Annotated in this window: 26 protein-coding genes, 3 tRNA genes and 1 other RNA gene; 13 read left to right on the forward strand and 17 right to left on the reverse strand. The window is 65.4% G+C overall.

From position 1 onward, the window contains the following. Position 1: 1 nt before the first annotated feature. Positions 2-490: a DUF2721 domain-containing protein gene (locus ACWIKC_RS02500; RefSeq protein ID WP_454598561.1), complete on the reverse strand. Its 489-nt coding sequence runs from the start codon at positions 488-490 to the stop codon at positions 2-4. A 3-nt stretch (positions 491-493) separates the two neighbouring features. Next, positions 494-1,888 carry a ribosome biogenesis GTPase Der gene (der, locus tag ACWIKC_RS02505; RefSeq protein ID WP_454598562.1) on the reverse strand — a complete coding sequence of 465 codons (1,395 nt, stop codon included), beginning with the start codon at positions 1,886-1,888 and terminating at the stop codon, positions 494-496. Between der and ACWIKC_RS02510 the strand changes: the two genes are divergently transcribed. Together ACWIKC_RS02510 and ACWIKC_RS02515 are read left to right on the forward strand one after the other, a co-directional pair. After that, positions 1,851-1,988: a hypothetical protein gene (locus ACWIKC_RS02510; protein ID WP_454599528.1), complete on the forward strand. Its 138-nt coding sequence runs from the start codon at positions 1,851-1,853 to the stop codon at positions 1,986-1,988. The two genes, der and ACWIKC_RS02510, sit on opposite strands and share 38 nt — an antisense overlap. 49 nt (positions 1,989-2,037) lie before the next feature. Beyond that, positions 2,038-2,631, forward strand: coding sequence for a CHAP domain-containing protein (locus ACWIKC_RS02515; protein ID WP_454598563.1), 594 nt, complete (start codon positions 2,038-2,040; stop codon positions 2,629-2,631). Between the two features lie 12 nt (positions 2,632-2,643). Here ACWIKC_RS02515 and ACWIKC_RS02520 read toward each other — a convergent pair whose 3' ends face one another. The 3 genes from ACWIKC_RS02520 to ACWIKC_RS02530 all read right to left on the reverse strand — a co-directional run bounded on the left by ACWIKC_RS02520 (position 2,644) and on the right by ACWIKC_RS02530 (position 3,427). Further along, positions 2,644-2,928 (reverse strand): DUF3297 family protein, encoded by a 285-nt coding sequence (locus ACWIKC_RS02520; RefSeq protein ID WP_454598564.1) that lies wholly within the window; start codon positions 2,926-2,928, stop codon positions 2,644-2,646. Between the two features lie 98 nt (positions 2,929-3,026). Continuing rightward, positions 3,027-3,191 (reverse strand): hypothetical protein, encoded by a 165-nt coding sequence (locus ACWIKC_RS02525; RefSeq protein WP_454598565.1) that lies wholly within the window; start codon positions 3,189-3,191, stop codon positions 3,027-3,029. 11 nt (positions 3,192-3,202) lie between these two features. Continuing rightward, the gene (locus ACWIKC_RS02530; protein ID WP_454598566.1) at positions 3,203-3,427 is read right to left on the reverse strand and encodes a hypothetical protein; all 225 of its coding nucleotides are present in this window, start codon (positions 3,425-3,427) and stop codon (positions 3,203-3,205) included. Positions 3,428-3,573: 146 nt separating this feature from the next. Here ACWIKC_RS02530 and ACWIKC_RS02535 point away from each other — a divergent pair. Together ACWIKC_RS02535 and tig are read left to right on the forward strand one after the other, a co-directional pair. After that, positions 3,574-3,658 (forward strand) — tRNA-Leu (locus ACWIKC_RS02535). Positions 3,659-3,717: 59 nt separating this feature from the next. Then, positions 3,718-5,328, forward strand: coding sequence for a trigger factor (tig, locus tag ACWIKC_RS02540; protein ID WP_454598567.1), 1,611 nt, complete (start codon positions 3,718-3,720; stop codon positions 5,326-5,328). 88 nt (positions 5,329-5,416) lie between these two features. On the opposite strand, the gene ACWIKC_RS02545 is transcribed toward tig, so the two are convergent. Continuing rightward, a complete protein-coding gene (locus ACWIKC_RS02545) occupies positions 5,417-6,748 on the reverse strand; it encodes a cation:proton antiporter (protein WP_454598568.1) in 1,332 nt (443 codons plus the stop codon). Between the two features lie 335 nt (positions 6,749-7,083). On the opposite strand from ACWIKC_RS02545, the gene ACWIKC_RS02550 reads away from it, so the two are divergent. From ACWIKC_RS02550 to ACWIKC_RS02560, 3 genes are all read left to right on the forward strand, one after another. Beyond that, positions 7,084-7,788, forward strand: a complete 705-nt coding sequence (locus ACWIKC_RS02550; RefSeq protein WP_454598569.1) for an ATP-dependent Clp protease proteolytic subunit — start codon at positions 7,084-7,086, stop codon at positions 7,786-7,788. A gap of 163 nt (positions 7,789-7,951) precedes the next feature. Further along, complete coding sequence (clpX, locus tag ACWIKC_RS02555; RefSeq protein ID WP_454598570.1) at positions 7,952-9,217, forward strand: ATP-dependent Clp protease ATP-binding subunit ClpX; 1,266 nt, start codon at positions 7,952-7,954, stop codon at positions 9,215-9,217. A gap of 2 nt (positions 9,218-9,219) precedes the next feature. After that, positions 9,220-9,564: a hypothetical protein gene (locus tag ACWIKC_RS02560; RefSeq protein ID WP_454598571.1), complete on the forward strand. Its 345-nt coding sequence runs from the start codon at positions 9,220-9,222 to the stop codon at positions 9,562-9,564. 15 nt (positions 9,565-9,579) lie between these two features. Here ACWIKC_RS02560 and ACWIKC_RS02565 read toward each other — a convergent pair whose 3' ends face one another. The 4 genes from ACWIKC_RS02565 to ACWIKC_RS02580 form a co-directional block, all read right to left on the reverse strand. Further along, on the reverse strand, positions 9,580-10,494 hold the full coding sequence (locus tag ACWIKC_RS02565; RefSeq protein WP_454598572.1) for a cation diffusion facilitator family transporter: 915 nt from the start codon (positions 10,492-10,494) through the stop codon (positions 9,580-9,582). Between the two features lie 5 nt (positions 10,495-10,499). Further along, positions 10,500-11,171 (reverse strand): monofunctional biosynthetic peptidoglycan transglycosylase, encoded by a 672-nt coding sequence (gene mtgA, locus ACWIKC_RS02570; RefSeq protein ID WP_454598573.1) that lies wholly within the window; start codon positions 11,169-11,171, stop codon positions 10,500-10,502. 92 nt (positions 11,172-11,263) lie between these two features. After that, the gene (gene rpoH, locus ACWIKC_RS02575; RefSeq protein WP_454598574.1) at positions 11,264-12,169 is read right to left on the reverse strand and encodes an RNA polymerase sigma factor RpoH; all 906 of its coding nucleotides are present in this window, start codon (positions 12,167-12,169) and stop codon (positions 11,264-11,266) included. Between the two features lie 123 nt (positions 12,170-12,292). Then, positions 12,293-13,237, reverse strand: coding sequence for an RluA family pseudouridine synthase (locus ACWIKC_RS02580; RefSeq protein WP_454598575.1), 945 nt, complete (start codon positions 13,235-13,237; stop codon positions 12,293-12,295). Between the two features lie 19 nt (positions 13,238-13,256). Here ACWIKC_RS02580 and ACWIKC_RS02585 point away from each other — a divergent pair, with 19 nt between their 5' ends. The 4 genes from ACWIKC_RS02585 to rnpB all read left to right on the forward strand — a co-directional run bounded on the left by ACWIKC_RS02585 (position 13,257) and on the right by rnpB (position 15,557). Beyond that, positions 13,257-13,670, forward strand: coding sequence for a Mov34/MPN/PAD-1 family protein (locus ACWIKC_RS02585; protein ID WP_454598576.1), 414 nt, complete (start codon positions 13,257-13,259; stop codon positions 13,668-13,670). 32 nt (positions 13,671-13,702) lie between these two features. Next, the gene (locus tag ACWIKC_RS02590) at positions 13,703-14,362 is read left to right on the forward strand and encodes a histidine phosphotransferase family protein (RefSeq protein ID WP_454598577.1); all 660 of its coding nucleotides are present in this window, start codon (positions 13,703-13,705) and stop codon (positions 14,360-14,362) included. A 104-nt stretch (positions 14,363-14,466) separates the two neighbouring features. Next, positions 14,467-15,105, forward strand: a complete 639-nt coding sequence (locus tag ACWIKC_RS02595) for an N-acetylmuramoyl-L-alanine amidase (protein WP_454599423.1) — start codon at positions 14,467-14,469, stop codon at positions 15,103-15,105. Positions 15,106-15,111: 6 nt separating this feature from the next. Continuing rightward, positions 15,112-15,557: RNase P RNA component class A (gene rnpB / locus ACWIKC_RS02600), an RNA gene on the forward strand. 24 nt (positions 15,558-15,581) lie between these two features. On the opposite strand, the gene ACWIKC_RS02605 is transcribed toward rnpB, so the two are convergent. Continuing rightward, entirely contained in the window at positions 15,582-16,361 is a 780-nt protein-coding gene (locus ACWIKC_RS02605; protein ID WP_454598578.1) for an acyl-CoA thioesterase, read from the reverse strand. 147 nt (positions 16,362-16,508) lie between these two features. On the opposite strand from ACWIKC_RS02605, the gene ACWIKC_RS02610 reads away from it, so the two are divergent. Together ACWIKC_RS02610 and ACWIKC_RS02615 are read left to right on the forward strand one after the other, a co-directional pair. Beyond that, positions 16,509-16,582, forward strand: a tRNA-Cys gene (locus ACWIKC_RS02610). Positions 16,583-16,640: 58 nt separating this feature from the next. Further along, a tRNA-Thr gene (locus ACWIKC_RS02615) sits at positions 16,641-16,716 on the forward strand. Positions 16,717-16,914: 198 nt separating this feature from the next. Here ACWIKC_RS02615 and ACWIKC_RS02620 read toward each other — a convergent pair. The 6 genes from ACWIKC_RS02620 to ACWIKC_RS02645 are packed head-to-tail and all read right to left on the reverse strand — an operon-like array spanning position 16,915 to position 22,806. After that, positions 16,915-17,337 (reverse strand): Na+/H+ antiporter subunit G, encoded by a 423-nt coding sequence (locus ACWIKC_RS02620; RefSeq protein ID WP_454598579.1) that lies wholly within the window; start codon positions 17,335-17,337, stop codon positions 16,915-16,917. Continuing rightward, entirely contained in the window at positions 17,334-17,603 is a 270-nt protein-coding gene (locus ACWIKC_RS02625; protein ID WP_067611658.1) for a K+/H+ antiporter subunit F, read from the reverse strand. Before ACWIKC_RS02625 ends, ACWIKC_RS02620 begins: the two co-directional genes overlap by 4 nt. Beyond that, on the reverse strand, positions 17,600-18,085 hold the full coding sequence (locus tag ACWIKC_RS02630) for a Na+/H+ antiporter subunit E (RefSeq protein WP_454598580.1): 486 nt from the start codon (positions 18,083-18,085) through the stop codon (positions 17,600-17,602). The genes ACWIKC_RS02625 and ACWIKC_RS02630 overlap by 4 nt, the downstream gene beginning before the upstream one ends. A 1-nt stretch (position 18,086) precedes the next feature. Next, positions 18,087-19,604, reverse strand: coding sequence for a monovalent cation/H+ antiporter subunit D (locus ACWIKC_RS02635; RefSeq protein ID WP_454598581.1), 1,518 nt, complete (start codon positions 19,602-19,604; stop codon positions 18,087-18,089). Further along, complete coding sequence (locus ACWIKC_RS02640) at positions 19,601-19,957, reverse strand: Na+/H+ antiporter subunit C (RefSeq protein ID WP_454599424.1); 357 nt, start codon at positions 19,955-19,957, stop codon at positions 19,601-19,603. Before ACWIKC_RS02640 ends, ACWIKC_RS02635 begins: the two co-directional genes overlap by 4 nt. After that, positions 19,957-22,806, reverse strand: a complete 2,850-nt coding sequence (locus tag ACWIKC_RS02645; RefSeq protein ID WP_454598582.1) for a monovalent cation/H+ antiporter subunit A — start codon at positions 22,804-22,806, stop codon at positions 19,957-19,959. Before ACWIKC_RS02645 ends, ACWIKC_RS02640 begins: the two co-directional genes overlap by 1 nt. Positions 22,807-22,851 lie beyond the last annotated feature (45 nt).

A 22,851-nucleotide genomic window follows, 5' to 3' on the forward strand; every position in this document is an offset into this window, starting at 1 on the left:
TCTAGGATTCGTCGCGGGCGATGCGCGGCGGGCCAATGGCGGCGAGACGGGTTTCGAGCAGGAAGAACAACAGGCCGGTCACCAGCAGGGTCATCGTCACCACCCAGGCCAGCGCGATTACCGAGCCGATCTGCGACTCGATATAGGCGCTCACGAACAGCAGGGCGATGACGACGCTGATCGTCACTGCCGATGCGGTGCTGAACACCAGCGCCTTTTGCGAATGCCGTCGCCGCTGGCCGAGCCAGGCGAGTTCGCCCGCTTCGCTGCTTGCTACCCCGTCGTCGATGCGCCGGTTGATCCTTTCGATCCGCTCGGCAACCCAGATCAGGCGGCTCATCATGACATTCATGATGGCCCCGATCGCGCTCAGCAGGAAAGCGGGTGCGAGCGAGAGCTGGACGATCTGCTGGACGCGCGGGGTGCTGGCGGTGCGTTCGAGCAGTTCGAAGGCGAAACTGCCGCCGACGGTGAGAAGGTCGAGCGTCATAGGCTAATCTTTGGCGAAGGGGTTCTTGGGACTCTTGAGCGTGAGCCGCACCGGCACTGCATCGAAGCCCAGCTTGGCGCGGATCCCGTTGACCAGATAGCGTTCGTAGCTGGTCGGCAACGCATCGAGCCTGGTGCCGAAGATCACGAACCGCGGCGGGCGGGTGCCGACCTGGGTTATGTAGCGCAGCTTGATCCGCCGACCCTTGGGGGCTGGCGGCGGGTTGGCTTCCAGCGCATCGTCGAACCAGCGGTTGAGCGCGGCGGTTGGCACGCGCTTGGACCAGCTGGTGCGAATCTCGAAGGCGGCGCTCAGCATCGTGTCGAGCCCCTTGCCGGTCTTGGCGCTGACCGCGAGCAGCGGCACGCCGCGCACCTGCGCCAAGCCGTCGTCGAGCGCGGCGCGCACGCCGTTGAACAGCCCGCTGGCGTCCTCGGCGATATCCCATTTGTTGATCGCCACCATCAGCGCGCGGCCTTCCTGCAGCACCATGTCGGCAATCTTGAGATCCTGGTGCTCGAGGCCTTGCGTCGCATCGAGCAGCAACACCACCACCTCGGCGAAATCGATCGCGCGATGGGCGTCGGCGACCGACATCTTCTCAAGCTTGTCCTGCACCTTGGCGCGCTTGCGCATGCCAGCGGTGTCGACCAGGTGAATGTCGCGCTGTTCGCCGGTCTTGGTGTCGGTCCATTGGTAATCGATCGCGATCGAATCGCGGGTGATCCCGGCCTCGGGCCCGGTCAGCAGGCGGTCCTCTCCCAGCAGGCGGTTGATCAGCGTCGACTTGCCGGCATTGGGCCGCCCGACGATGGCGAGCTTGAGCGGGCCGAGCGTGACTTCCTCGTCGTCGACATATTCGATCCGCTCGGCCACCGCATCGGCCTTCTCGCCGATAATCGGCCACAGCGCGGCGAACAGGTCGGCGATCCCGTCGCCGTGCTCGGCGGACAGACCGACCGGTTCGCCGAAGCCGAGATTGTAGCATTCGAGCACGCCCGCCTCGCCCGCGCGACCTTCGGCCTTGTTGGCCACCAGCACCACGGGCAGATGTTGCTCGCGCAGCCAGCGGCTGATCTCCTCGTCGAGCGGGGTCAGCCCCGCGCGCGCATCGACCACCAGCAGCGCGGCGTCGGCACCTTCGAGGCTGACCTCGGTCTGCTTGCGCATCCGCCCGGGCAGGCTGGCGGGGTCGTCGTCTTCCCAGCCGGCGGTATCGACGATGGTGAATTCCAGCCCTGCCACCGAAGCATCCCCCATCCGCCGGTCGCGCGTGACGCCGGGCTGGTCGTCGACCAGCGCCAGCTTCTTGCCGACCAGACGGTTGAACAGCGTCGACTTGCCGACGTTCGGGCGACCGATGATGATCACGGTCGGTTTGGTGGATTGGGGTTTCATGACTGGCGGGCAGGTGGCCCTTGTTGCGCGGTTTGGCAAGGAGGTCGCGCCGCTTGGCGTCGACCAGACGGGCACCGGCAAGATGGTGAATTCGGGTTAACCGCATTCGAAAGGTATGTTGCAAGGCTCATGCGGCAATAATTTGCCGCATGAGCAAACCCATCGCCTTCGGCCTGACCGCCCTCGCCCTGCTGGCAGCGTCACCCGCGCTGGCGCAATCCTCCGCCGATTTCGGCTTCGGCGCGCGCGATGCCGAGCTCGCGCCCTATCTGCAATGCGTGCCCTATGCGCGCGAGGTTTCGGGAATCCGGCTTTATGGCGATGCGCACACCTGGTGGCAGCAGGCCGAAGGCCGCTATGCGACCGGCAATGCGCCGAAGGTGGGAGCGGTGATGGCGTTTCGCCCGCATCGCAATATGGAATTGGGCCATGTCGCCGCGGTGAGCAGGGTGGTCGACAACCGCACCGTGCTGCTCGACCACGCCAACTGGTCGCCGATCGATGGACGGCGTGGCCAGATCGAGCGCGATGTGCTGGCGGTGGATGTTTCGCCCGCCAACGACTGGAGCGCGGTGCGCGTCTGGTACCATCCGTTGGGCGGCCTCGGCAAAACCGCATGGCCGGTCGAAGGCTTCATCTATTCAGGCCGCGCGCGCAGCGCCCCGGTGCAGGTAGCGCAGGGGCCGACGCGCCTGAAGAGTTCGCGCCGCTTCCTCAGCGCCTTCAACGAATTCTCGAACTAGGGTTTCTGCGAATCAGTCGGTCTTGGCGACCGGCGGGTTCTCGCCCAGATCCTCGTACCAGGCTTCGACCGGGCCGTTGAGCTTGATCGTCAAGGGATTGCCCTTGCGATCCATGGTCTTGCCCGCCTGGACGCGAATCCAGCCTTCGGAAATGGAGAACTCGTCGACATTGTTGCGCACCACACCCTTGAAGCGGATGCCGACGCCGCGCTTCAGTAGCTCGGCATCGAAAAATTCGCTGCGCGGATTGACCGAGAGGCGGTCGGGCGGGGTGTCGTTGGTGGCTGTTTCGCTCATGCCGCGCCCCTAAGACGCGGCGCAACGTCCCGCAAGTTCAATCGGCTTGCAGGATCGTTGCAGGATAATTGTCATTGCCTCTCAGGATTGATCGAGAATCATATCTCGTCGGGATTGCCGCCGGGATTGTCGGTATCGGGCTGGAGTGGCTCGATCTCGGGCGGTTCGCGCATCGGCGCCTCGTTGGGCGGGCTCGCGGGCGGCATTTCGTTGGGAGCGCCGGGTTCGATCGTATCGGGGCCAGGATCGGGTTGGGTAGCCATGGTTGAGTTCCTCAGTCGGGGGGCAGGAGTGGGGCCGACCGCATCGCGCGGCGCGAGTTTTCGCCCGTATCGTCGGGACGTTCGGTGTCGATCTCGCTCTGAACGGTGCGATGGCCGAGTGGCTCGCCCTCGGTCTCGCCATCCACTTCCATCTCTGCCGCGGTTTTGGCGTCGACATCCGGATCGATCACCGGCGGAGTGTCGGGCGGGGTCTTGGGCGTATCGTAATCGGCCATGAGGCACCTTCCTTTGCCTATCAACGGCGGACCGGCCCGTGCCGTTCCATCCATCCATCGCCGCACTTGCCCTTTTTGGCGCATCCGATTAGAGGCACGCGCCTACACGCGCGGCGTGGCTGTCGACGCGCGGCTTCGTTCGGGTTGCGGGCGTGGCGGAATTGGTAGACGCGCTGGTTTTAGGTACCAGTATCGAAAGATGTGGGGGTTCGAGTCCCTTCGCCCGCACCAGTCGCCATCCGGCAGCCTCTCGCCCAGCACCGGTTAGACCCATTCAAGAGTACCCATTCATGCAGATCACCGAGACGACCAACGAAGGCCTCAAGCGCGGCTACAAGCTGACGGTCCCCGCCAAAGATATCGACGCGAAGGTTTCCGCCGAGGTCAAGAAGCTCGCCCCACAGGTCCGCATGCCCGGCTTCCGCCCCGGCAAGGTGCCCGCCAATCTGGTGCGCAAGATGCACGGCGAGCAGATGCACGCGCAGGTGATGAACGACACGATTCGCGAATCGGTCGACAATCTGATGCGCGAGAAGCAGCTGCGCCCCGCGATGCAGCCCAAGATCGATCTCGACGAGAACTACGAGCAGGGCAAGGACGTCGAACTGACGGTCGAGCTGGAAATCCTGCCCAAGGTCGAGACCCCCGATGTCGACGGGCTGAAGCTGGAAAAGCTGACCGTGCCGGTGACCGACGAACAGGTCGATGAGGCGATCGGCCAGCTGACGGCGAACAACAAGAGCTATAAGGACGCGGCCAAGTCGAAGAAGGCCGCCGATGGCGACCAGCTGATCATCGATTTCGTCGGCAGCGTCGACGGTGTCGAATTCGAAGGCGGCAAGGCCGAAGGCGCGCCGCTGGTCATCGGCTCGGGCCAGTTCATTCCGGGCTTCGAAGAGCAGCTGACCGGGGTAAAGACCGGCGACGAGAAGACCATCACTGTCACTTTCCCCGAGGACTACCAGGCCACGCATCTCGCGGGCAAGGCGGCGCAATTCGCCATCACCGTCCAGCAGGTCAAGGTCGAGGACGAAACCAAGGCTGACGACGAGTTCGCCAAGAACCTCGGCCTCGAGAGCCTCGACAAGCTCAAGGAACTGCTCCGCGCGCAGCTCGAGCAGGAGACCGCGGGTCTCACCCGCACGCAGATGAAGCGCGCGCTGCTCGACCAGCTGGCTTCGGGTCATGATTTTGCCGTGCCGCAGGGCATGATCGACGCCGAGTTCGAGCAGATCTGGGCGCAGCTCCAGCAGGAAGCCTCGCAGTCCGACGATCCCGCAGAGGCGATGAAGGAAATCGAGGCCGAGAAGGACGATTACCGCCACATCGCCGAACGCCGGGTGCGGCTCGGCCTGTTGCTGTCGGAAATCGGCCAGAGCAACGGCGTCGAGGTCAGCGGTCAGGAAATGTCGATGCTGATCCAGCAGGCGGCGCAGCAATACCGCGCCGAGGATCGCGAGCGATTCATTCAGTACGTGCAGCAGGAGCCGATGGCCGCAGCCCAGCTGCGCGCGCCCCTCTATGAGGACAAGGTCGTCGATTTCCTTTTCGACAAGGCAGCAGTCACCGAGCGCGAAGTGACCCGCGAGGAACTCGAGGCAGCGATCGAGGCGGACGAGGACGCCGAGGAGGCGAAGAAGCCTGCCGCCAAGAAGAAGGCTCCGGCGAAGAAGGCCGCCGCCAAGAAGGACGACGACAAGGCCTCCGAGGACGAGCAGCCTGCCGCCAAGAAGGCGCCTGCCAAGAAATCCGCCGCCAAGAAGGATGCGTCCGAAACGGAAGGGGTCAAGAAGCCCGCTGCGAAGAAGGCCCCGGCCAAGAAGGCCCCCGCCAAGGGCGCCGCTGCCGAAAAGCCTGCCGCGAAGAAGGCACCGGCGAAGAAGCCCACCACCAAGAAATAATCCTGCACCACGCAGGACACCAAAAGGGCGGCAGGTCGCGATGACCTTGCCGCCCTTTTTTATGGCTGCTGGACCTGTGCGAAATGGCTCAGTCGGTTTGCCGGCTTGGTTCTTCCGCTGGCTCGACCGGGCGCGGCGTGAGATAGGCCATGTCTTCCTCCTGCCCCGTGTGAATATGCGCCTTTCGGCCCTCGACAAAGGCGATCAGCGGCCCGGCGAGTATACCGTGCACCACGATCGAGACGAGAATCGCGAAGCTGACCGTGGCCCACAGCAGCGGCAACCCCTCGAACTCGCCGTGGTTCTGGCCATAGGCGAGATAATAGATCGACCCCATCCCGCGCACGCCAAGGAAGGCGATCGCCATTTTCCCCGCAATCGGAAGGTCGGACCGGCTCTCGGCCAGCAACCCGGAAACCGGCCTGACAACGAACACCAGCGCCAGCGCCAGCAGCGCCGCAGGCCAGGTGAGCGCGTTGAGCACACCGCTGGCGAGCATCACCCCGAAGCCGAGCAGCACCGCGACCAGCACGATCTGTTCGATCTGGTCGATGAAATGGTGGCTTATCTTGTGATAGCGACTGGCATTCTCGCGCTGCCTCGCGGTGACCGCCGCGACGAAGACGGCAAGGAATCCGTAGCCATGCACAAGTTCCGCCGAACCATAGGCGAGCAGCAGGGTGCCCAATACGATCAACCCCTCGCGGGTGGAATATCTCGGCGTCCCGTCGTCGACCTCGTCGATCGGCGCATCCGCCTCGCGCTCGAAGACGTACCACGCACCGATGCGGCCGATGCCCCAGCCCACCGCGACACCCGCCGCGATGCGATAGACAAGGTCGAAGGCCGCCCATTCCAGTGTCCAGGCACCCAGCGCGGACATGCCCAGCGCGGCGATCGCCAGATGGGTGAAGGGGAAGGCCAGCCCGTCGTTGATCCCGGCCTCGACCGTAAGGCTGAACCGCACATCGTGACGCTTGCCCTCGCCCGGTGGGCCGACCTGGACGCTGCGCGCCAACACGGGATCGGTCGGCGCCAGCGCCGCGCCGAGCAGGATCGCGCTGGCCGGCGCGAGCCCGACTGCCCACCAGCCTAGGAATGCGACCGCCGCGATGGTCAGCGGCATGGCGACGACGAGCAGCGGCCAGATCTGGCGCCAGTTTTTCCAGCTCACCGGCCGGTCGATGGCGATTCCCGCCGCTGCCAGGCTGGCGATGACGATGAATTCGGTCACATATTCCAGCGTCAGTGCGTCGAACCCGTCCCAGGCCGGGTTGAAGAACGGCAGTTTCAGCGGCAGCGAGGCGAGCAGGAAGCCCGCCCCGACATAGAGGATGGGAAGCGACATCCACACCCTGGCCATCCAGCGTTCGAGCGTCACAGCCAGCATCAGCCCGATGCCGAAGATGACGAACATCATGATGCGGGGGTCAAATTCCACGGATTATCGACCGGTTCGTTGTAGCATTGGGCACCAACGCTCGAGATCCAATTTCGGGGCGCGGGTTTCGCGCCTGGCAAATGGGAAAGAACGCGAGGGGAGGGAGAAGCATGCATCGCTTCTGGCAGCGCTGCAACCCATTCGCAAAGCCCGACGATAATTTCGCCCGGAAAGCGTCGCAAGGCGGGTCCTTCCACCCGTGTGAACGGCATCCGCTCGCATTACTCCCGGGGAGACAAGGTTAAGCCCCTTGAATTCATGCCCGCAGTCGCGACATAGCGGGTTCATTCATTCACGACAGGATTCTCACCGACATGATCGATCTGAGCGCGCAAATTGGCGATACCTTCGGCTCGCAGGGGCAGTTTTCCCGCGATCCGGTGACCGGCGCTCTCGTGCCGGTGGTGGTCGAGCAGACCGCCCGCGGCGAGCGCAGCTTCGACATCTTCAGCCGCCTGTTGCGCGAGCGGATCGTGTTCGTCACCGGCCAGGTCGAGGACGGCATGGCCTCGCTGATCACCGCACAGCTGCTGTTTCTCGAGAGCGAGAACCCGTCCAAGCCGATCAGCATGTACATCAATTCGCCCGGTGGCGTGGTGACCGCCGGCATGGCGATCCACGATACGATGCAATACATCAAGCCGCGCGTCTCGACCGTCTGCCTCGGCCAGGCCGCCAGCATGGGCAGTTTCCTGCTCGCGGCGGGCGAGCCGGGCATGCGCATCGCGCTGCCCAATGCGCGGATCATGGTCCATCAGCCCTCGGGCGGCGCGCGCGGCATGGCCTCGGATATCGAGATTCAGGCGCGCGAAATCCTGCGCATCAAGAAGCGCATGAACGAGCTTTACGAGAAGTACACCGGTCGCAGCCTCGAGGAAATCGAGAAGGCGATGGATCGCGACACTTTCCTCGAAGCCGACGAAGCCATGGCATTCGGTCTCGTCGACAAGGTGTTCGAGACTCGCCCCGAGAACGAAGAAAGCGACGAAAAGCCCGGAAGCGGCGGCGCTCCGAGCTGAGTCCCATTTGCTTAACGAGCTCTAAAGCGTAGCATTTTGGCAACCTTGCCGCTTCAGCTTGCGGCAAGGCGGTTGCGCTAGACGCATTTATGAAGGAAACCGACCTGTCCGGCCCCTGTGGGCCGATTCAACCAGCTGGGTCAGGCGGGGATAGTATCAAGGTATGACCGAATTGAGCGGAACCGATAGCAAGTCGACGCTGTATTGCAGCTTCTGCGGCAAGTCCCAGCACGAGGTGCGCAAGCTGATTGCGGGCCCCACCGTGTTCATCTGCGACGAATGCGTCGAGCTGTGCAACGATATCATCCGCGAAGAGACCAAGGCCGGCATCGCCGGGCGCAAGGAAGGGGATATCCCCGCACCTTCGGAGATCTTCGCGACGCTCAATGATTACGTGATCGGCCAGGACCGCGCCAAGCGCGTCCTCTCGGTGGCGGTGCACAACCATTACAAGCGCCTCAAGCACGCCGGCAAGTCGGGCGATGTCGAGCTGGCCAAGTCCAACATCCTGCTGGTCGGGCCGACCGGCTGCGGCAAGACCCTGCTGGCGCAGACGCTGGCGCGCACCTTCGACGTACCCTTCACCATGGCCGATGCGACCACGCTGACCGAGGCCGGCTATGTCGGCGAGGATGTCGAGAACATCATCCTCAAGCTGCTCCAGTCGTCCGATTACAATGTCGAGAAGGCACAGCACGGGATCGTCTATATCGACGAGATCGACAAGATCACCCGCAAGGCCGAGAACCCCTCGATCACCCGCGATGTCTCGGGCGAGGGCGTGCAGCAGGCGCTGCTCAAGCTGATGGAAGGCACCACCGCCAGCGTTCCGCCGCAGGGCGGGCGCAAGCATCCGCAGCAGGAATTCCTCCAGGTCGATACCACCAACATTCTGTTCATCTGCGGCGGCGCGTTCAGCGGTCTGGAAAAGATCATCGGCGACCGGCTGCAGAAGCGCAGCATCGGCTTCGGCGCGCATGTCGCCGATCCGGACAAGCGCCGCGTCGGCGAGTTGCTCGAGAAGAGCGAGCCGGAAGATCTGCTCAAGTTCGGCCTGATCCCCGAATTCGTCGGCCGCCTGCCGGTGATCGCCACGTTGCGCGACCTCGATGTCGAGGCGCTGGTGACGATCCTGACCGAGCCCAAGAACGCGCTGATCAAGCAATACGCCAAGATGTTCGAGATCGAGGATGTCGAACTGACCTTCACCGAGGAAGCGCTCAAAGCGATCGCCGACCGGGCCATCGCCCGCAAGACCGGCGCCCGCGGTCTGCGCTCGATCGTCGAAGGCATCCTGCTCGATACGATGTTCGACCTGCCCGACATGGACGGGATCACCGAGATCGTGGTCGACAAGGATGTGGTCGAAGGTCGCAAGGATCCGGTCCGGGTCCATGGCGGCAAGAAGGACAAGGAAGAAGCGGCCTGAGGATGGCGGCATGGCTGCCCGTTGTGGTCGCCCTGCCATTCGTCGGCCTGCTGCTTCTGTCCGGCCTCTGGGCCAGCCGTCGCTACGCGCGGTTCGAACGGCTTCCGGGTCATTACGACATGGCGGGCAATCCCACGCGTATGGCTCCGCGCCATACGATGGTCTGGATGCTTCCGATCATCTTTTCGCTCGTCTTGCTGGCCATCGTGACATTCACCATCGTGCTTCCGCGGGAGATGCTAAATGGCGATCCGGCGATCGGTGCCTTTGTTGGCGGTGTCTGCTTGTCCGGAGCGCAGGTTTTCGTCTTATGGATTACCGAACGCTGGGCACTGCGCCAGCCTTAGGCGCCGCGCGCGCCCTCAACATCGCGCAGGGCAATCCTCGCGGCTGATTTCCACCTGCACGGTCGCATGGCCGATGCGGTGGTGGTGCTCGAGTTCTTCGGCAATTTCGCGCAGGAAATCGTCGCCGGGATGGCCGCCGGGCATGACCAGATGTGCGGTCAATGCCGTCTCGGTGGTGCTCATCGGCCAGATATGCAGATCGTGGACCGTCTCGACCCCCGGCAATCCGTCAAGATAGCCGCGCACCGCGCTCTCCGAAATGCCACGCGGCACCGCCAGCAGGCTCATCTTGAGGCTGTCCTTCAGCAGGCCCCAGGTGCCCCAGGCGATCACCAGCACGATCACCAGGCTCACCGCTGGGTCGAACCAAAGCGCGCCGGTCCACAGGATCGCCAGCCCGGCGATCACCACGCCCAGGCTCACCAGCGCATCGGCGGCCATGTGCAGGAAGGCGCCGCGGATGTTGAGATCGTCCTCGCGCCCGCGCAGAAACAGCAGCGCGGTGCCGGTGTTTATGACGATCCCGATGCCGGCGACCACCACCATGGTCATCCCCTCGACCGGCGCCGGGTCGGCCATGCGGGTGATCGTTTCATAGAGGATCGCTCCCACCGCGATCAGAAGCAACGCCGCATTGGCAAGCGCGGCGAGGATGGTCGAGCTCTTGTAGCCATAGGTGAAACGTTCGGTCGGCGGGCGCTTGGCCGCGACGCTGGCGGCCCAGGCGAGCATCAGCGCGAGTACGTCGGAGAGGTTGTGACCGGCATCGGCGATCAGCGCCATCGAACCAGAAAGCCAGCCATAGGTCGCCTCGACCACGACGAAGGCCGTGTTGAGGATGATGCCGATGAGGAAGGCGTTGCCGAAATCGGCGGGCGCATGGCTGTGGCCGTGCGCGTCGCTTTGGCTGTGTGAGTGACCGGCGCCCATGGGCGCTACCGGTAGACGCAGGCGTCGAGCCCGTCACGCGAGACCACGCCGATGCGTGCGGACAGGGTGTTGCCGTGGCGGCGCAGCCAGCCCGAGGGATTGGTGACCGAGCGCTGCTTGGGAAGCGGCAGCGCCGCCGCCATGCGCGCCGCTTCCAGCGCTGACAGATCGGCCGCCGACTTGTTGAAATAGCGCTGCGCCCCGGCTTCGGCGCCATAGGTGCCGATCCCGGTTTCGGCGACGTTGAGATAGACCTCCATGATCCGCCGCTTGCCCCAGACCTGCTCGATCAGCAGCGTGAACCACGCCTCGGCACCCTTGCGGGCAAAGCCTCCGCCCTGCCACAGGAAGACGTTCTTCGCGGTCTGCTGGCTGATGGTCGAGCCGCCGCGGATCCTGCCGCCCTCCGCGTTCCTGCGGATCGCGGTCTCGATCGCCTCGCGGTCGAAACCGTCATGGGTGCAGAACTTGCCATCCTCCGCCGCGATCACCGCGCGGACCAGGTCGCGGTCGATATCGGCCAGCGGCTCCCAGTCCTTGGTGATCCCGTTCTCGTCCATCAGCATCGTCGCGGTGACGGGGATGGGGACGAATTTGTAGAGGATCGTCAGCGCCAGGCTCAGCGCGACGAAACCGATGATCAGCTTGACGAGGAAGGTGGCGATGCGGGCAATCATCGCGCCCGGTTAGGCAACATGGCGCGCGCGCGCAACGAAAAGGGCGGCCGATCCTGAGATGGCCGCCCTCGCGTTGTCGTGTTCGATCGTCGTCACGCGGCGATAGGCATCAGCCTCTCGCCGGCGATCGACTTCATCGCCTTCTGGAGCTTCTCGAACGCCCGCACCTCGATCTGGCGGATGCGTTCGCGGCTGACGTCGTAGACCTTGCTCAATTCCTCGAGCGTCTGCGGATTGTCGGTCAGCCGCCGCTCGGTGAGGATGTGCTTCTCGCGGTCGTTGAGGCTGTCCATCGCCTCGATCAGCATCTCGTGGCGAACGGTCTTTTCCTCGACCTCGGCGACCGTCTCGTCCTGCAGCGGACGATCGTCGGTCAGCCAGTCGAGCCATTCGCCCGAACCGTCCTCGCCATTGCGCATCGGCGTGTTGAGCGAGCCGTCGCCGCCCATCATCATCCGGCGGTTCATGTTGACCACTTCTTGCTCGGGCACGCCGAGCGTGGTCGCGATCGTGGTCACGTCGTCGGGGTGGAGGTCGCTGTCCTCATAGGCTTCGAGCTGCTTCTTCATCCGGCGCAGGTTGAAGAACAGCTTCTTCTGCGCGGCGGTGGTGCCCATCTTGACCAGGCTCCAGCTGCGCAGGATGAACTCCTGGATGCTCGCCTTGATCCACCACATCGCATAGGTAGCGAGCCGGAAGCCGCGATCGGCCTCGAATTTCTTGACGCCCTGCATCAGCCCGACATTGCCCTCGGAAATCAGATCCGAAACGGGCAGGCCGTAGCCGCGATAACCCATGGCGATCTTGGCCACGAGCCGCAGGTGCGAGGTGACGAGCTGCGCCGCGGCGTCCGAATCCTCGTGCTCCTCGTAGCGCTTGGCGAGCATGTATTCCTGCTCGGCCGTCAGCACGGGAAACTTCTTGATTTCGGAAAGATAGCGGTTGAGGCTCTGCTCGCCGCCGAGCGCCGGGACGCTCAATGATTTGGAATTGCTCACGATTACCCTGACCTTTCTAGCGTCAGCCTCGGTGCATCGGACCCCTGCTGGGCATCCGATTGTTCGGGCCACTGATTCACTTATAAACGATGGACGCGCGCCTGGAAGCGCGTTTCATCGATTTCAACGAGCGGTTTCGTCGATCAGTTCCCGCATGTCCCGAGGCAATTCGGCGATGAATTGCACCTTATCGCCGGTGGCGGGATGGATGAAGCCAAGCTCCGCGGCATGAAGGGCCTGGCGGGCGAAACCGATCTCGGAAAGCAGCTCTCGCAGCGGTTTTGGCGTGCGTCCGTAGATTGCGTCACCCAATAAAGGATGACCGATTGACATGAGGTGAACCCTGACCTGGTGCGTGCGCCCGGTCTCGAGCCGGCATTCGATCAGCGTCGCGTGATCGAGCCTTCGGATCGATCGGTAATGCGTGATCGCGTGCTTGCCGCGCTCCGCATCCTCCTGAAGCACGGCCATCTTCTTGCGGTCCCGGTCGGAACGGCCGAGCCGTGCCTCGATTCGGCCCGATGGCGGGTTGGGATGGCCGGCGCAGACCGCCAGATAGCGGCGATGGACCGAATGCTCGGAGAATTGCGCGGCCAGGCTCTCGTGCGCGGCATCGGTCTTGGCGACCACGATCAGCCCCGAGGTGTCCTTGTCGATCCGGTGGACGATGCCGGGGCGGGCGACCCCGTTGATCCCCGAGAGCCGCCCGGCGCAATGGAACAGCAGCGCATTGACCAGCGTGCCGTCTCGATTGCCCGCGGCGGGGTGGACCACCATGCCGGCGGGCTTGTCGACCACGATCAGGTGCTCGTCCTCGAAGGCGACGCTCAGCGGGATGTCCTGCGGCTCGACATCGAGCGGCTTGGCCGGGGGCAGGGTGATGGCGAAATGGGTGCCCGCGGGCATCTTGCGCGAGGGATCGAGCGCGGCTTCGCCCGCCACGCTGACCGCGCCGTCGGCGATCAACCGCTTGACCCGTTCGCGCGACAGTCCGGCCGCGCCGGCCAGCGCCTTGTCGAGCCGGTCGGCCTGCTCGATCGTCCCGGTGATGATTTCCTTGGCACTCATGATTACAGAGCCATGGGTGATGACCCTGCAAGTGACAAGCGAGCTGTTCGATGCTTTGTTGGCGCAAGCCGAGGCGGCGCACCCGCGCGAATGCTGCGGGCTGCTGTTTGGCAGCGCCGAACAGGCGCGGATCGATGCCCTCGAGCCCGCTGCGAATGTCCACCCGCAGCCCGAAACCCATTTCGAGATCGACTCGCAGGTTCTGATCGATGCGCACCGCGCCGCGAGGTCGGGCGGGCCTGAACTGGTCGGCTATTACCATTCGCATCCCCATGGAAAGCCGCGCCCCTCCGCCACCGACGCGGCCATGGCCGCGCGCGATGGGATGGTCTGGGCGATCGTCGGGGATGGCGTCGGGAGTGGCACGGTGGCCTTCTGGCGCGCCGGAGAATCGGGGTTCAGCGCGCTTCCCTATCGCCTGATCTCCCGCTAATGCACGGGCCAGGCTTTAGAACTTTGGAAACCATGTCCGAAAACTCCTCCGTCGACCTCGCCGCGCTACTGTGTTCCCGTCTGTGCCATGACCTGCTTTCGCCGGTTGGAGCGCTCAGCAACGGGCTCGAGCTGCTCGCCACCGAAACCGACCCGGCAATGCGCCAGAACTGCATGGAGCTGCTCGAGCAGAGCGCGCTGGTCAGCACCAACAAGCTCAAGTTCTTCCGCCTCGCCTTCGGCGCCGCGGGCGGCTTTGGCGACCGGGTGCCGGTCGAGGAGACCCGCAAGCTGATCGACAGCCTGGTGGCGGACAAGGGCCGCATCGAAGTGAATTGGTCGCTTTCGCAGTCCAACCTGCCCAAGCCGGCGGTCAAGGTGATGCTCAACTTCGCGCAGATCGCGGTCGATTCGCTGGTCCGCGGCGGCACGCTCGAAATCGGTGCCGAACTGCGCGAGGGCGCGACCGAGATCGTGCTGCGCGCAAGCGGGCCGCGGATCGCCTTCGACGAGGTGCTGGGGCTCGCGCTCGAAGGCAAACTCGATCCCGAGGAACTGTCGAGCCGCACCGCGCCCGCGCATATGATCTACCTGCTGGCTCAGCAATGCGGCGGCGGACTGCAGTTCGCGCGCAGCGAGGATGCGCTGGTGCTGGGCGCGGTCCTGCCCGAGCCCGAGGGCATGATCGGGTGAGCGAATTCGGATCGGCCGGCGAGGAACTGCCCGTCAGCAAGGACGAGCTGGTCGATCGCGAGGTGCTGTCGCCCAATCACGACGAACGCGCGCTGCCGATCACCATGGTGGTGATCCACTACACCGAGATGGAGGACAAGGGCTTCGCGATCGAACGCCTCTGCGATCCCGAAGCCAAGGTCTCGGCCAATTATTTGATCGGCGCCCAGGGCGAGGTGGTCCGGCTGGTGCCCGAGGAAAAGCGCGCCTGGCATGCCGGCGTTTCCTACTGGCGCGGGATCAAGGATGTGAACTCCGCCAGCATCGGCATCGAGCTCGACCATCCGGGTCACAAATACGGCTATAGCCCCTTTCCCGATGCGCAGTTCGAAGCGCTGGTGCCGCTCGTCGCGCGGATGGTGAAGCGCTACGATATCCCGCGCGCCAATGTCGTCGGCCATTCCGACGTTGCGCCGGCGCGCAAGATCGATCCGGGCGAGCTCTTTCCCTGGGACCGGCTGGCCGAATACGGCTTGTGCCTGCCGCGCCCGGAAAAACTCGAACGCGGCGATCCTTTCGACAACGACGCCTCCTTCTACCTCGCACTCGAACGCTTCGGCTACGACATCACCGATGGCCACAAGGCGGTCGAGGCCTTCCAGCGCCGCTGGCGGCCCGGGCGGATCGACGGGGAGATCGATGGCGAGCTGCGCGCGATCCTGTTCCACTTGCTGCTGGACAGGGACCGGGGCCGCACTAGATAGGCCCTGCCAGGGGGCCGGGCAGCCGCGTCGGGAAGCAATTCCCGCCGAGGAAAGTCCGGGCTCCACGAAGAAAGGGTGGCGGGTAACGCCCGCCCGGTCCGCAGCCTTCGGGTTCGGGCCGAGGGACAGTGCCACAGAGAGCATACCGCCGATGGCCCGCGTTCCTTCGGGAGCGCAAACGGCACAGGCAAGGGTGAAAGGGTGCGGTAAGAGCGCACCGGGGCCACGGCAACGTGGTCCGCATGGTAAACCCCACCCGGAGCAAGGCCGAATAGGGGTCGCGCGCCCGGCTTCCGCAAGGAACGGGCAGGGGTGCTTTGCCCCGAGCGACCCGGGTTGGCTGCTCGAGCCGCGTGGCGACACGCGGCCCAGATGAATGGCTGCCCCTGCGGCGCAGGTCCTTCGGGATACCGGTTGCAGGACAGAACCCGGCTTACAGGCCCCCTGGCATCATCTCCCGTTCGGCGAAAGCGGCCTCAGCCGAAGATCGCCACCGACTGCAACCCGTCCATCACCTGCCTGCCATCGGCGTTCCACAGCCGCAGCCGCTCGCTCGAATAGCCGGCAGAGGCGTGCTGGCTGGCGTTCTCCGACAGCCACCAGCCGTCGCTGGTCACGGGCGCGGTGTCGAGCAGGTTGAACGACCAGTTGATCGAGCTGAGGGGGCCGGGCCGGGCCATCGCGCGCATCGCGCCCGGCGGCAGCACATCGCCCAGCAGCACCAGCTCGCTCACCGGGTCGAGCCCGGTCGGCGGCTTGAGCCGCGCCCACCGCCGCACCACCGGGTCGCCGGGGCCGCGCTGGTCCTGCGCGCGGCGCAGTTCGAAATTGTTCTGCAGGAAGGCCGGGCCCTGATTGCCCATCACGTCCTCGGCTTCTTCCGGAGAGCCGGGCCAGTCGGGAACGGGCGCCGCGTCGTGGCTGGCATTGGTCTCGCGTTCGGCGCCGAACAGGAAGAAGGCGGTGAGCGTGCATTTCCCCGCGCACCAGATCTCGCTGCGCACCTGCGCGACATTGCGCCCCTGACGGACGATTTCGCGGCGCAGCTCGGCGGTTTCGTCCACCGGCGCGACGAAGGCGACCTGGGCGGCGCGCAGCGGCGGAAGATCGGGAAAGGCGCGGATCGCCGCAGTGTAGGCGATCAGCGCCGAGGCGCCGCCATAGAGCGTGCGGCCCTGTTGCCATTCGTCGAAGCGTCCGAAGCGCACCTCGCCCGCGGTGGCGGTGATCGGATCGAGCAGTTCCTGGATAGCCATGGGGCAGGGCCATAGCCGCCTTCGCGGCGAGGTCCAGACTGACGTAACGGAAGGGCGCCAAGGATGGGGACGGAAGCGCATTGCCATGCGCGCCCGGGTTCGCTAATGCGCCGCTTCCCATCCGTCGTCTGGCGGCGGGAACCTCAAGGCCCGATGGCGGAGTGGTTACGCAGAGGACTGCAAATCCTTGCACGCCGGTTCGATTCCGGCTCGGGCCTCCACATCCCCGCCCACCGGCATTGCGACCAACCGCAATGCGAACCCGGTGGCGCGATCTGTGCCGCTTTAGCTCAGTTGGTAGAGCACATCATTCGTAATGATGGGGTCAGGTGTTCGAGTCACCTAAGCGGCACCACCACTTCCAGTAGGAAAAAGCGAGGCTTCCAGCGGAAGGGCCGTTCGGCTGGTCCGGTGACCGGCAAGCCGTTGGCAGAAGGGCGCTTGCGCCGTCGTCGGAGGTATCTCGATGGCAGAGGCGGGCCGTTCACTTGCCCTGAGCGGCCTTGCTTGCAGGGTGGCACCGCTGGCTGCTGAGCCAGTCGCATACGGGCCGCTATTCTTCCGAGGTTGCTACCGGGGTGTCGCTGTGCGGGGCTTCGTAGGTCGCCCAGTCGCCCTTGCCGGGGGGGCGTGGCGGCTTGCCCGCCGGGCTTTCGATGCTGTCGGCTTCCTTCAGCCGCGCGCGGTGCAAATGGACCTTGGCGATCATGTTGGCCGAGATCGGGGCGGTGATGAACAGGAAGATCGAGACCAGCAGCTCCTGCGCCGACCACACGCCCTGAACGAGGTGGAAGAAAGCGACCGAACCCAGCAGCATGCCGCCCAGCCCGAGCGTCGTCGCCTTGGTTGGGCCGTGCAGCCGCTCCATCAGCGTGGGCAGACGCACCAGGCCCCAGCTGCCGACCAGTGCGAAGATGGCGCCGATTACGATCAGCAGGCTGGTCAGGATCTCGCCAAGAAGGCCGGGCTGGATCATTCGATGATGTCCCCGCGCAGCTGGAACTTGCAATAGGCGACGGTGCCGATGAAGCCGACCATCGCCAGCAGCAGCGCCGCCTCGAAGGAGACCGCGTTGTTGGTCGCGATGCCGGTCAGCACGATCAGCGCGATGGCGTTGATGACCATCGTGTCGAGAGCGACGATGCGGTCGCCCACGGTGGGGCCGCGCAGCAGGCGCCACAGGTTGAGCGCGAAGGCCAGCACGAGGCAGGCGAAGCCGAACATGACTGCATAGCCGATCATGCGAACACCTTTTTCAGACGCGCTTCGTAGCGCTGCTTGATCCGGGCGATGTCCGCCTCTGGGTCGGCAGAATCGAGCGCATGCACGAGCAGATATTTGCCGCAGGCCGAAACATCGGCGGACACCGTTCCCGGGGTCAGGCTGATCGTCCCGGCGAAGACGGTGATCGCTTCGGGGGTGTCGAGCTCGAGCGGGATGACCAGCCATTGCGGGCGTAGGTCGCGTGTGCGGCGGAACAGTATGATTGCCGCAACCTCGAAATTGGCCACCACCACGTCCCACAGCACCAGCAGCACATAGGGAATCCCGTAACGAAACCGGACATCGGGGCGCCGCGGCCAGAACGGCGCGGTGAACAGGGGGAGCAGCACGCCGATGATCACGCCAATCAGCAGCGCGCCGAAGGACAGGCTGTTGGCCATCAGCAGCCATACCAGCGCGAGCAGCACCGAAAGGCCGGGATGGGGGATTATGCGGCGCATCTCATCCTTCTCCCAATACGGCGCGCGCGGTTGCGGGTGCGTCGAGCACCTGCGCCGCGGCGGCGTTGCCGAAGGCGGTCGCCGGGCCCGCGCCCGCGGCCAGCGCCGTCAGCAGGAGCAGCGCAATCGCGGGTGCCGCCATGTCTGAGCGTGGCACGCGAGCGGGCTCTGCGCCATCCGATACCGGGCCTTCCTTCCAGAAGATCGCGCTGCCCGCGCGAGCGAAGCCGATTACGCCCGCCAGCGTGGTCAGCAGGATCGCCGCCCAGGCCCAGCCCCAGCTGGCGGTGTCGGCCACCGATTCCATGATCAGCAGCTTGCCGATGAAGCCAGACAGCGGAGGCAACCCGACGGTTGCGATCGCCGCCGCGAGGAAGAGCAGGCCGACCGACTGGCGCTGGCAGAACGCGGGGCCCGAGGTGATCGTATCGCTGAAGCTGGCGCGGCGGCGCGCCACGACATCGGCGATCAGGAACAGCGCTGCCCCCGCCAGAGTCGAGTGGACCAGGTAATAGAGCGCCGCGCCCAGCGTATCGACCTGCCAGGCGGCGACCGCGATCATCAGCGTGCCGGTCGATCCGATGATCGCATAGGCAGCCTGTTCGGACAGCCGCCGGGCGACGAAAACGCCCGCGAACCCGACCACCGCGGTGAGGATCGCGGCGGGGAGCAGGTAGGGCGCCGGGGCCCAGGCGGCCGAGCCTGCATCGTCGCCCAGCACCTGCGGTACCACGCGGATCAGTGAATAGACCCCGACCTTGGTCATGATCGCGAACAGCGCGGCGACTGCGGGCGTGGCGACCGCATAGGTGCGCGGCAGCCACAGATGCAGCGGCACCAGCGCCGCCTTGAGCGCGAAGACGCTGACCAGCAGTAGCGCCGCGACGCGCAGCAGCCATTGGTCGTCGGGTCCGATCGCCGCGATACGCAGACCCATCTGCGCCATGTTGAGCGTCCCGGTGAGCGAATAAAGCAGCCCCAGCGCGATCAGGAACAGCGAGGAGCCGATGATGTTCACTACCACATATTGGACCCCCGCCTTGAGCCGCGCCGAGCCCTGTCCGTGGACCATCAACCCGTAGGACGCGATCAGCAGCACTTCGAAAAACACGAACAGGTTGAACAGGTCGCCGGTCAGGAATGCGCCGTTGAGGCCGAGCAGCTGGAATTGCAGCAGTGGGTGGAAATGCCAGCCATCGCGATCGGCCTTGGTCACAACAGCGTGGAGCAGCGCCAGCAGCGCCAGCACGGCGGCCAGCACCAGCATGATCGCGGAGAGACGATCGGTTACCAGCACGATGCCGAAGGGGGCTTCCCAGCCGCCCAGTTCGTAGGTCCGGATGACCCCGTCGCCCGACTGGACCGTCAGCGCGATGGCCGCGGCCAGCATGGCAAAGCACGAGACGAAGGAAATCGTGATGCCGAGCCGGCGGCGGCGGCGCATCACCAGCAGCGCCAGCGGCGCCGCCAGCGCCGGAATCACGATCGGCGCGATGGCGAGATGGAGCGCGAGATTCACGAGGACTCGTCCTCAGCGTCGTCGGAGGGGGCACCATCGACCTGATCGCTACCGGTCTCCAGAAATGTGCGCAGCATGAGGATCACCGCCAGCGCGGTCATGCCGAAGGTGATGACGATCGCGGTCAGCACCAGCGCCTGCGGCAGCGGATCGGCATATTCGGTCACCGTCTTGGACCAGATCGGCGCCCGGTTCACGACCAGCCGGCCCGAGGCGAACAGGAACAGGTTCACCGCGTAGGAGAAGAGCGTCAGCCCGAGCACCACCTGGAAGGTCCGGCCCCGCAGCGCGAGATAGATTCCGCCGGCGACCAGCACGCCGATCGCGCTCGCGACGAGAAATTCGAGGCTGATCACGATTCCTCCTCCCGTTGCTCGGCTTCATGGGCGGCGTGCGCGCGTGCGGCGCGCTTGGCGATATGGCTGAGTTGCGCGAGCGCCAGCATGACCGCGCCAAGCACCACCGAGAACACGCCGAGATCGAACAGCATGGCGGTCGCGAGTTCGAATTCGCCTACCAGCGGCAGGGTGAAATAATCGAAGGCGGTGGAGAGGAAATTGGCCCCGAACAGCAGCGCTCCCAGCCCCGTGAAAACCGCGATCAGCACGCCGAAGCCGATCAGCACATGCTCGCCTATCCGGCGGCGCGAATCGGTCCAGTCGAAGCCCGAGGCGAGATATTGCAGCAGGAAGGCGATCGCCACGATCAGTCCGGCGATAAACCCGCCGCCGGGCTCGTTGTGGCCGCGCAGGAAGATGAAAATGCCCGCCACCAGCACCAGCGGCAGCAGGATGCGGGTGGACATCACGAACATCACCGGGTGGCTTTCGGGCGAATGCGGCATGTCTTCCTGCCACGACCGCAGCCGCGCTCCGGCCGCGCCGCGCGAGGTGGTGTCGAGCAGCGCATAGATCACCAGCCCGGCGATCCCGAGCACGATGATTTCCCCCATCGTGTCGAAGGCGCGAAAGTCTACCAGTGTGACGTTGACGACATTGGTGCCGCCGCCGCCGCTGTAGCTGTTGTCGAGATGGAAGGCGGAGATCGGATCGTTGGCGTTGCGCGTGAGCATGGCCCAGGCCGCGCCGCCGACCCCAAGCCCGCCCAGCACCGCCAGCACGGTGTCGCGCATCCGTCGCGTGGCGCTGGAGAGGAGGCGCGGCCGTTTGGGCAGCAGGTTGAGCGCGAGCAGCAGCAGGAGGATCGTCACCACTTCGACCGAGATCTGGGTCAGCGCGAGGTCGGGAGCGGAAAAACGGACGAAGGCGAGCGCGATGACGAGGCCGATCACGCTGATATAGATCAGCGCGCGGAACCGCTGACGCTCCTCGACCAGCACCGCGATCGTAGCCCCGACCAGCAGCAGCCAGGCGACGACGGCGATGGGTGGCGCCTGCTGGAGTTCGCGCGGCCCCGTCAAGCCGCCACTCCCGTTGTTCGCGCCTTCGACGACAAGCAGCACGATCACCGCAAAGACCGCGAAGACCATCCGCTGGAGCGAGGGGCGGTGCACCGCGACCACCAGTCTGCGGACTGCCAGATCGGTGACGCGCATTCCGCGTTCGAACAGCGCCTTGGCATCGGCATGGCGCATGGCGGCGTAGCCCCGCAGCAGCGTGGCATGACGCCACAGCAGCAGCGCGCCGACCAGCACGGCAAGCGCGCTCATCCCCAGCGCGAGATTGATGCCATGCCACAGTCCGAGGTCGAGCTCGGGCGCCGGACCGCCGATGACCGCGCCGGCAGCCGAAGCAACCAGCGTTCCGGCGAGCAGCATCGGCGTGAGCCCCAGCAGCACTGCGATGCTCACCAGTACGACGGGGGCCGCCAGCATGCCTGCACCGGGGTCGTGCGCGCGGGCATGCGCCTCGGCGTCGCGCGGCTGGCCGAAGAACAGATGCGCCGCGAAGCGCAGCGAGTAGCCGACCGACAGCGTCGCCGCTATCGTCGCCACCACCGGCACCAGCCAGGGCAGGCCGAAGAGCGAGACGTTGAGCGCTTCGTAAAGCATCATCTCCTTGGAGATGAACCCGCCGAGCGGCGGGATGCCCGCCATGGCGAGAGCCGCGAGCGTGCCGACGAGTGCGGTGACGGGCATCACTTTCGCCAGCCCGCCGAGGCGGCGGATGTCGCGCGTTCCCGCTTCATGGTCGACGATGCCCGCGGTCATGAACAGCGCGGCCTTGAACGCGGCATGGTTGAGGATGTGCAGCACCGCCGCGATCGCCGCCGCCTCGAGCGAGAAGCCCAGCAGCATCACCAACAGGCCGAGCTGGCTGATCGTCGAATAGGCGAGGATGGCCTTGAGGTCGTGGCGGAACAGCGCCACCCAGGCGCCGAACAGCATGGTCACCAGCCCGACGCTGGTGACGATCACGGTGTAGAGTTCGGTCCCGGCGAGCACCGGCCACAGCCGCGCGAGCAGGAACACACCCGCCTTCACCATGGTCGCCGAGTGTAGATAGGCGCTGACCGGAGTGGGGGCCGCCATCGCGTGCGGCAGCCAGAAATGGAACGGGAACTGCGCCGATTTCGTAAAGCAGCCGATCAGGATCAGTACCAGGATCACCGGATAGAGCGGCGATGCCTGAACCACATCCGCGCTTTGCAGGATCGTCATCAGGTCGAAGGAGCCGGCCACCACGCCGAGCAGGATCATGCCCGCGATCAGCACCAGCCCGCCACCGCCGGTGACCGCCAGCGCCATGCGCGCGCCCTGCCGCGCCTCCGCCTTGTCGCGCCAGAAACCGATCAGCAGGAAGGAGGAGAGGCTGGTCAGTTCCCAGAACACCAGCAGCAGCAGGACATTGCCCGAGAGTACGATCCCCAGCATCGAGCCCTGGAACAGCATCAGCGAGGCGAAGAACCGCCCGGTCGCCTCGCTCGGCGCCAGATAGTAATGCGCAAAGATCATCACCAGCAGGCCGATCCCGAGGATCAGTCCGGCGAACATCAGACCCAGCGGGTCCATCATCAGCGAGAAGTCGAGCCCGAGCGCCGGAACCCAGGCGGCCGAAACCGCCACGCTCTCGCCAGCAAGGACCCGACCCGCGAGCGCCAGCGCCAGCGCCAGGCCCAGCGCGCTGGCACCGGCGGCGATGCCCGCATGGAGCGTTCGCCCGCGATCGGCACAGACGGCGATCACGAGGGCGGCGACGAAGGGGAGGCCGGCAAGGGTAAAGAGCGTCAAGGAAATCGGCATTGTCAGTACGAATTCATCCCTCGGGCGCGAAGCTTTCGTGCGCCC

This window comes from Qipengyuania sp. SM2507 (assembly GCF_053714505.1).

Coding starts and splice junctions, on each gene's coding strand:
- ACWIKC_RS02500 (WP_454598561.1), bottom strand. CDS start 490: ATGACGCTCGACCTTCTCACCGTCGGCGGCAGTTTCGCCTTCGAACTG.
- ACWIKC_RS02510 (WP_454599528.1), top strand. CDS start 1,851: ATGATGATCACGGTCGGTTTGGTGGATTGGGGTTTCATGACTGGCGGG.
- der (WP_454598562.1), bottom strand. CDS start 1,888: ATGAAACCCCAATCCACCAAACCGACCGTGATCATCATCGGTCGCCCG.
- ACWIKC_RS02515 (WP_454598563.1), top strand. CDS start 2,038: ATGAGCAAACCCATCGCCTTCGGCCTGACCGCCCTCGCCCTGCTGGCA.
- ACWIKC_RS02520 (WP_454598564.1), bottom strand. CDS start 2,928: ATGAGCGAAACAGCCACCAACGACACCCCGCCCGACCGCCTCTCGGTC.
- ACWIKC_RS02525 (WP_454598565.1), bottom strand. CDS start 3,191: ATGGCTACCCAACCCGATCCTGGCCCCGATACGATCGAACCCGGCGCT.
- ACWIKC_RS02530 (WP_454598566.1), bottom strand. CDS start 3,427: ATGGCCGATTACGATACGCCCAAGACCCCGCCCGACACTCCGCCGGTG.
- tig (WP_454598567.1), top strand. CDS start 3,718: ATGCAGATCACCGAGACGACCAACGAAGGCCTCAAGCGCGGCTACAAG.
- ACWIKC_RS02545 (WP_454598568.1), bottom strand. CDS start 6,748: ATGATGTTCGTCATCTTCGGCATCGGGCTGATGCTGGCTGTGACGCTC.
- ACWIKC_RS02550 (WP_454598569.1), top strand. CDS start 7,084: ATGATCGATCTGAGCGCGCAAATTGGCGATACCTTCGGCTCGCAGGGG.
- clpX (WP_454598570.1), top strand. CDS start 7,952: ATGACCGAATTGAGCGGAACCGATAGCAAGTCGACGCTGTATTGCAGC.
- ACWIKC_RS02560 (WP_454598571.1), top strand. CDS start 9,220: ATGGCGGCATGGCTGCCCGTTGTGGTCGCCCTGCCATTCGTCGGCCTG.
- ACWIKC_RS02565 (WP_454598572.1), bottom strand. CDS start 10,494: ATGGGCGCCGGTCACTCACACAGCCAAAGCGACGCGCACGGCCACAGC.
- mtgA (WP_454598573.1), bottom strand. CDS start 11,171: ATGATTGCCCGCATCGCCACCTTCCTCGTCAAGCTGATCATCGGTTTC.
- ACWIKC_RS02580 (WP_454598575.1), bottom strand. CDS start 13,237: ATGAGTGCCAAGGAAATCATCACCGGGACGATCGAGCAGGCCGACCGG.
- ACWIKC_RS02585 (WP_454598576.1), top strand. CDS start 13,257: ATGACCCTGCAAGTGACAAGCGAGCTGTTCGATGCTTTGTTGGCGCAA.
- ACWIKC_RS02590 (WP_454598577.1), top strand. CDS start 13,703: ATGTCCGAAAACTCCTCCGTCGACCTCGCCGCGCTACTGTGTTCCCGT.
- ACWIKC_RS02595 (WP_454599423.1), top strand. CDS start 14,467: ATGGTGGTGATCCACTACACCGAGATGGAGGACAAGGGCTTCGCGATC.
- ACWIKC_RS02605 (WP_454598578.1), bottom strand. CDS start 16,361: ATGGCTATCCAGGAACTGCTCGATCCGATCACCGCCACCGCGGGCGAG.
- ACWIKC_RS02620 (WP_454598579.1), bottom strand. CDS start 17,337: ATGATCCAGCCCGGCCTTCTTGGCGAGATCCTGACCAGCCTGCTGATC.
- ACWIKC_RS02625 (WP_067611658.1), bottom strand. CDS start 17,603: ATGATCGGCTATGCAGTCATGTTCGGCTTCGCCTGCCTCGTGCTGGCC.
- ACWIKC_RS02630 (WP_454598580.1), bottom strand. CDS start 18,085: ATGCGCCGCATAATCCCCCATCCCGGCCTTTCGGTGCTGCTCGCGCTG.
- ACWIKC_RS02645 (WP_454598582.1), bottom strand. CDS start 22,806: ATGCCGATTTCCTTGACGCTCTTTACCCTTGCCGGCCTCCCCTTCGTC.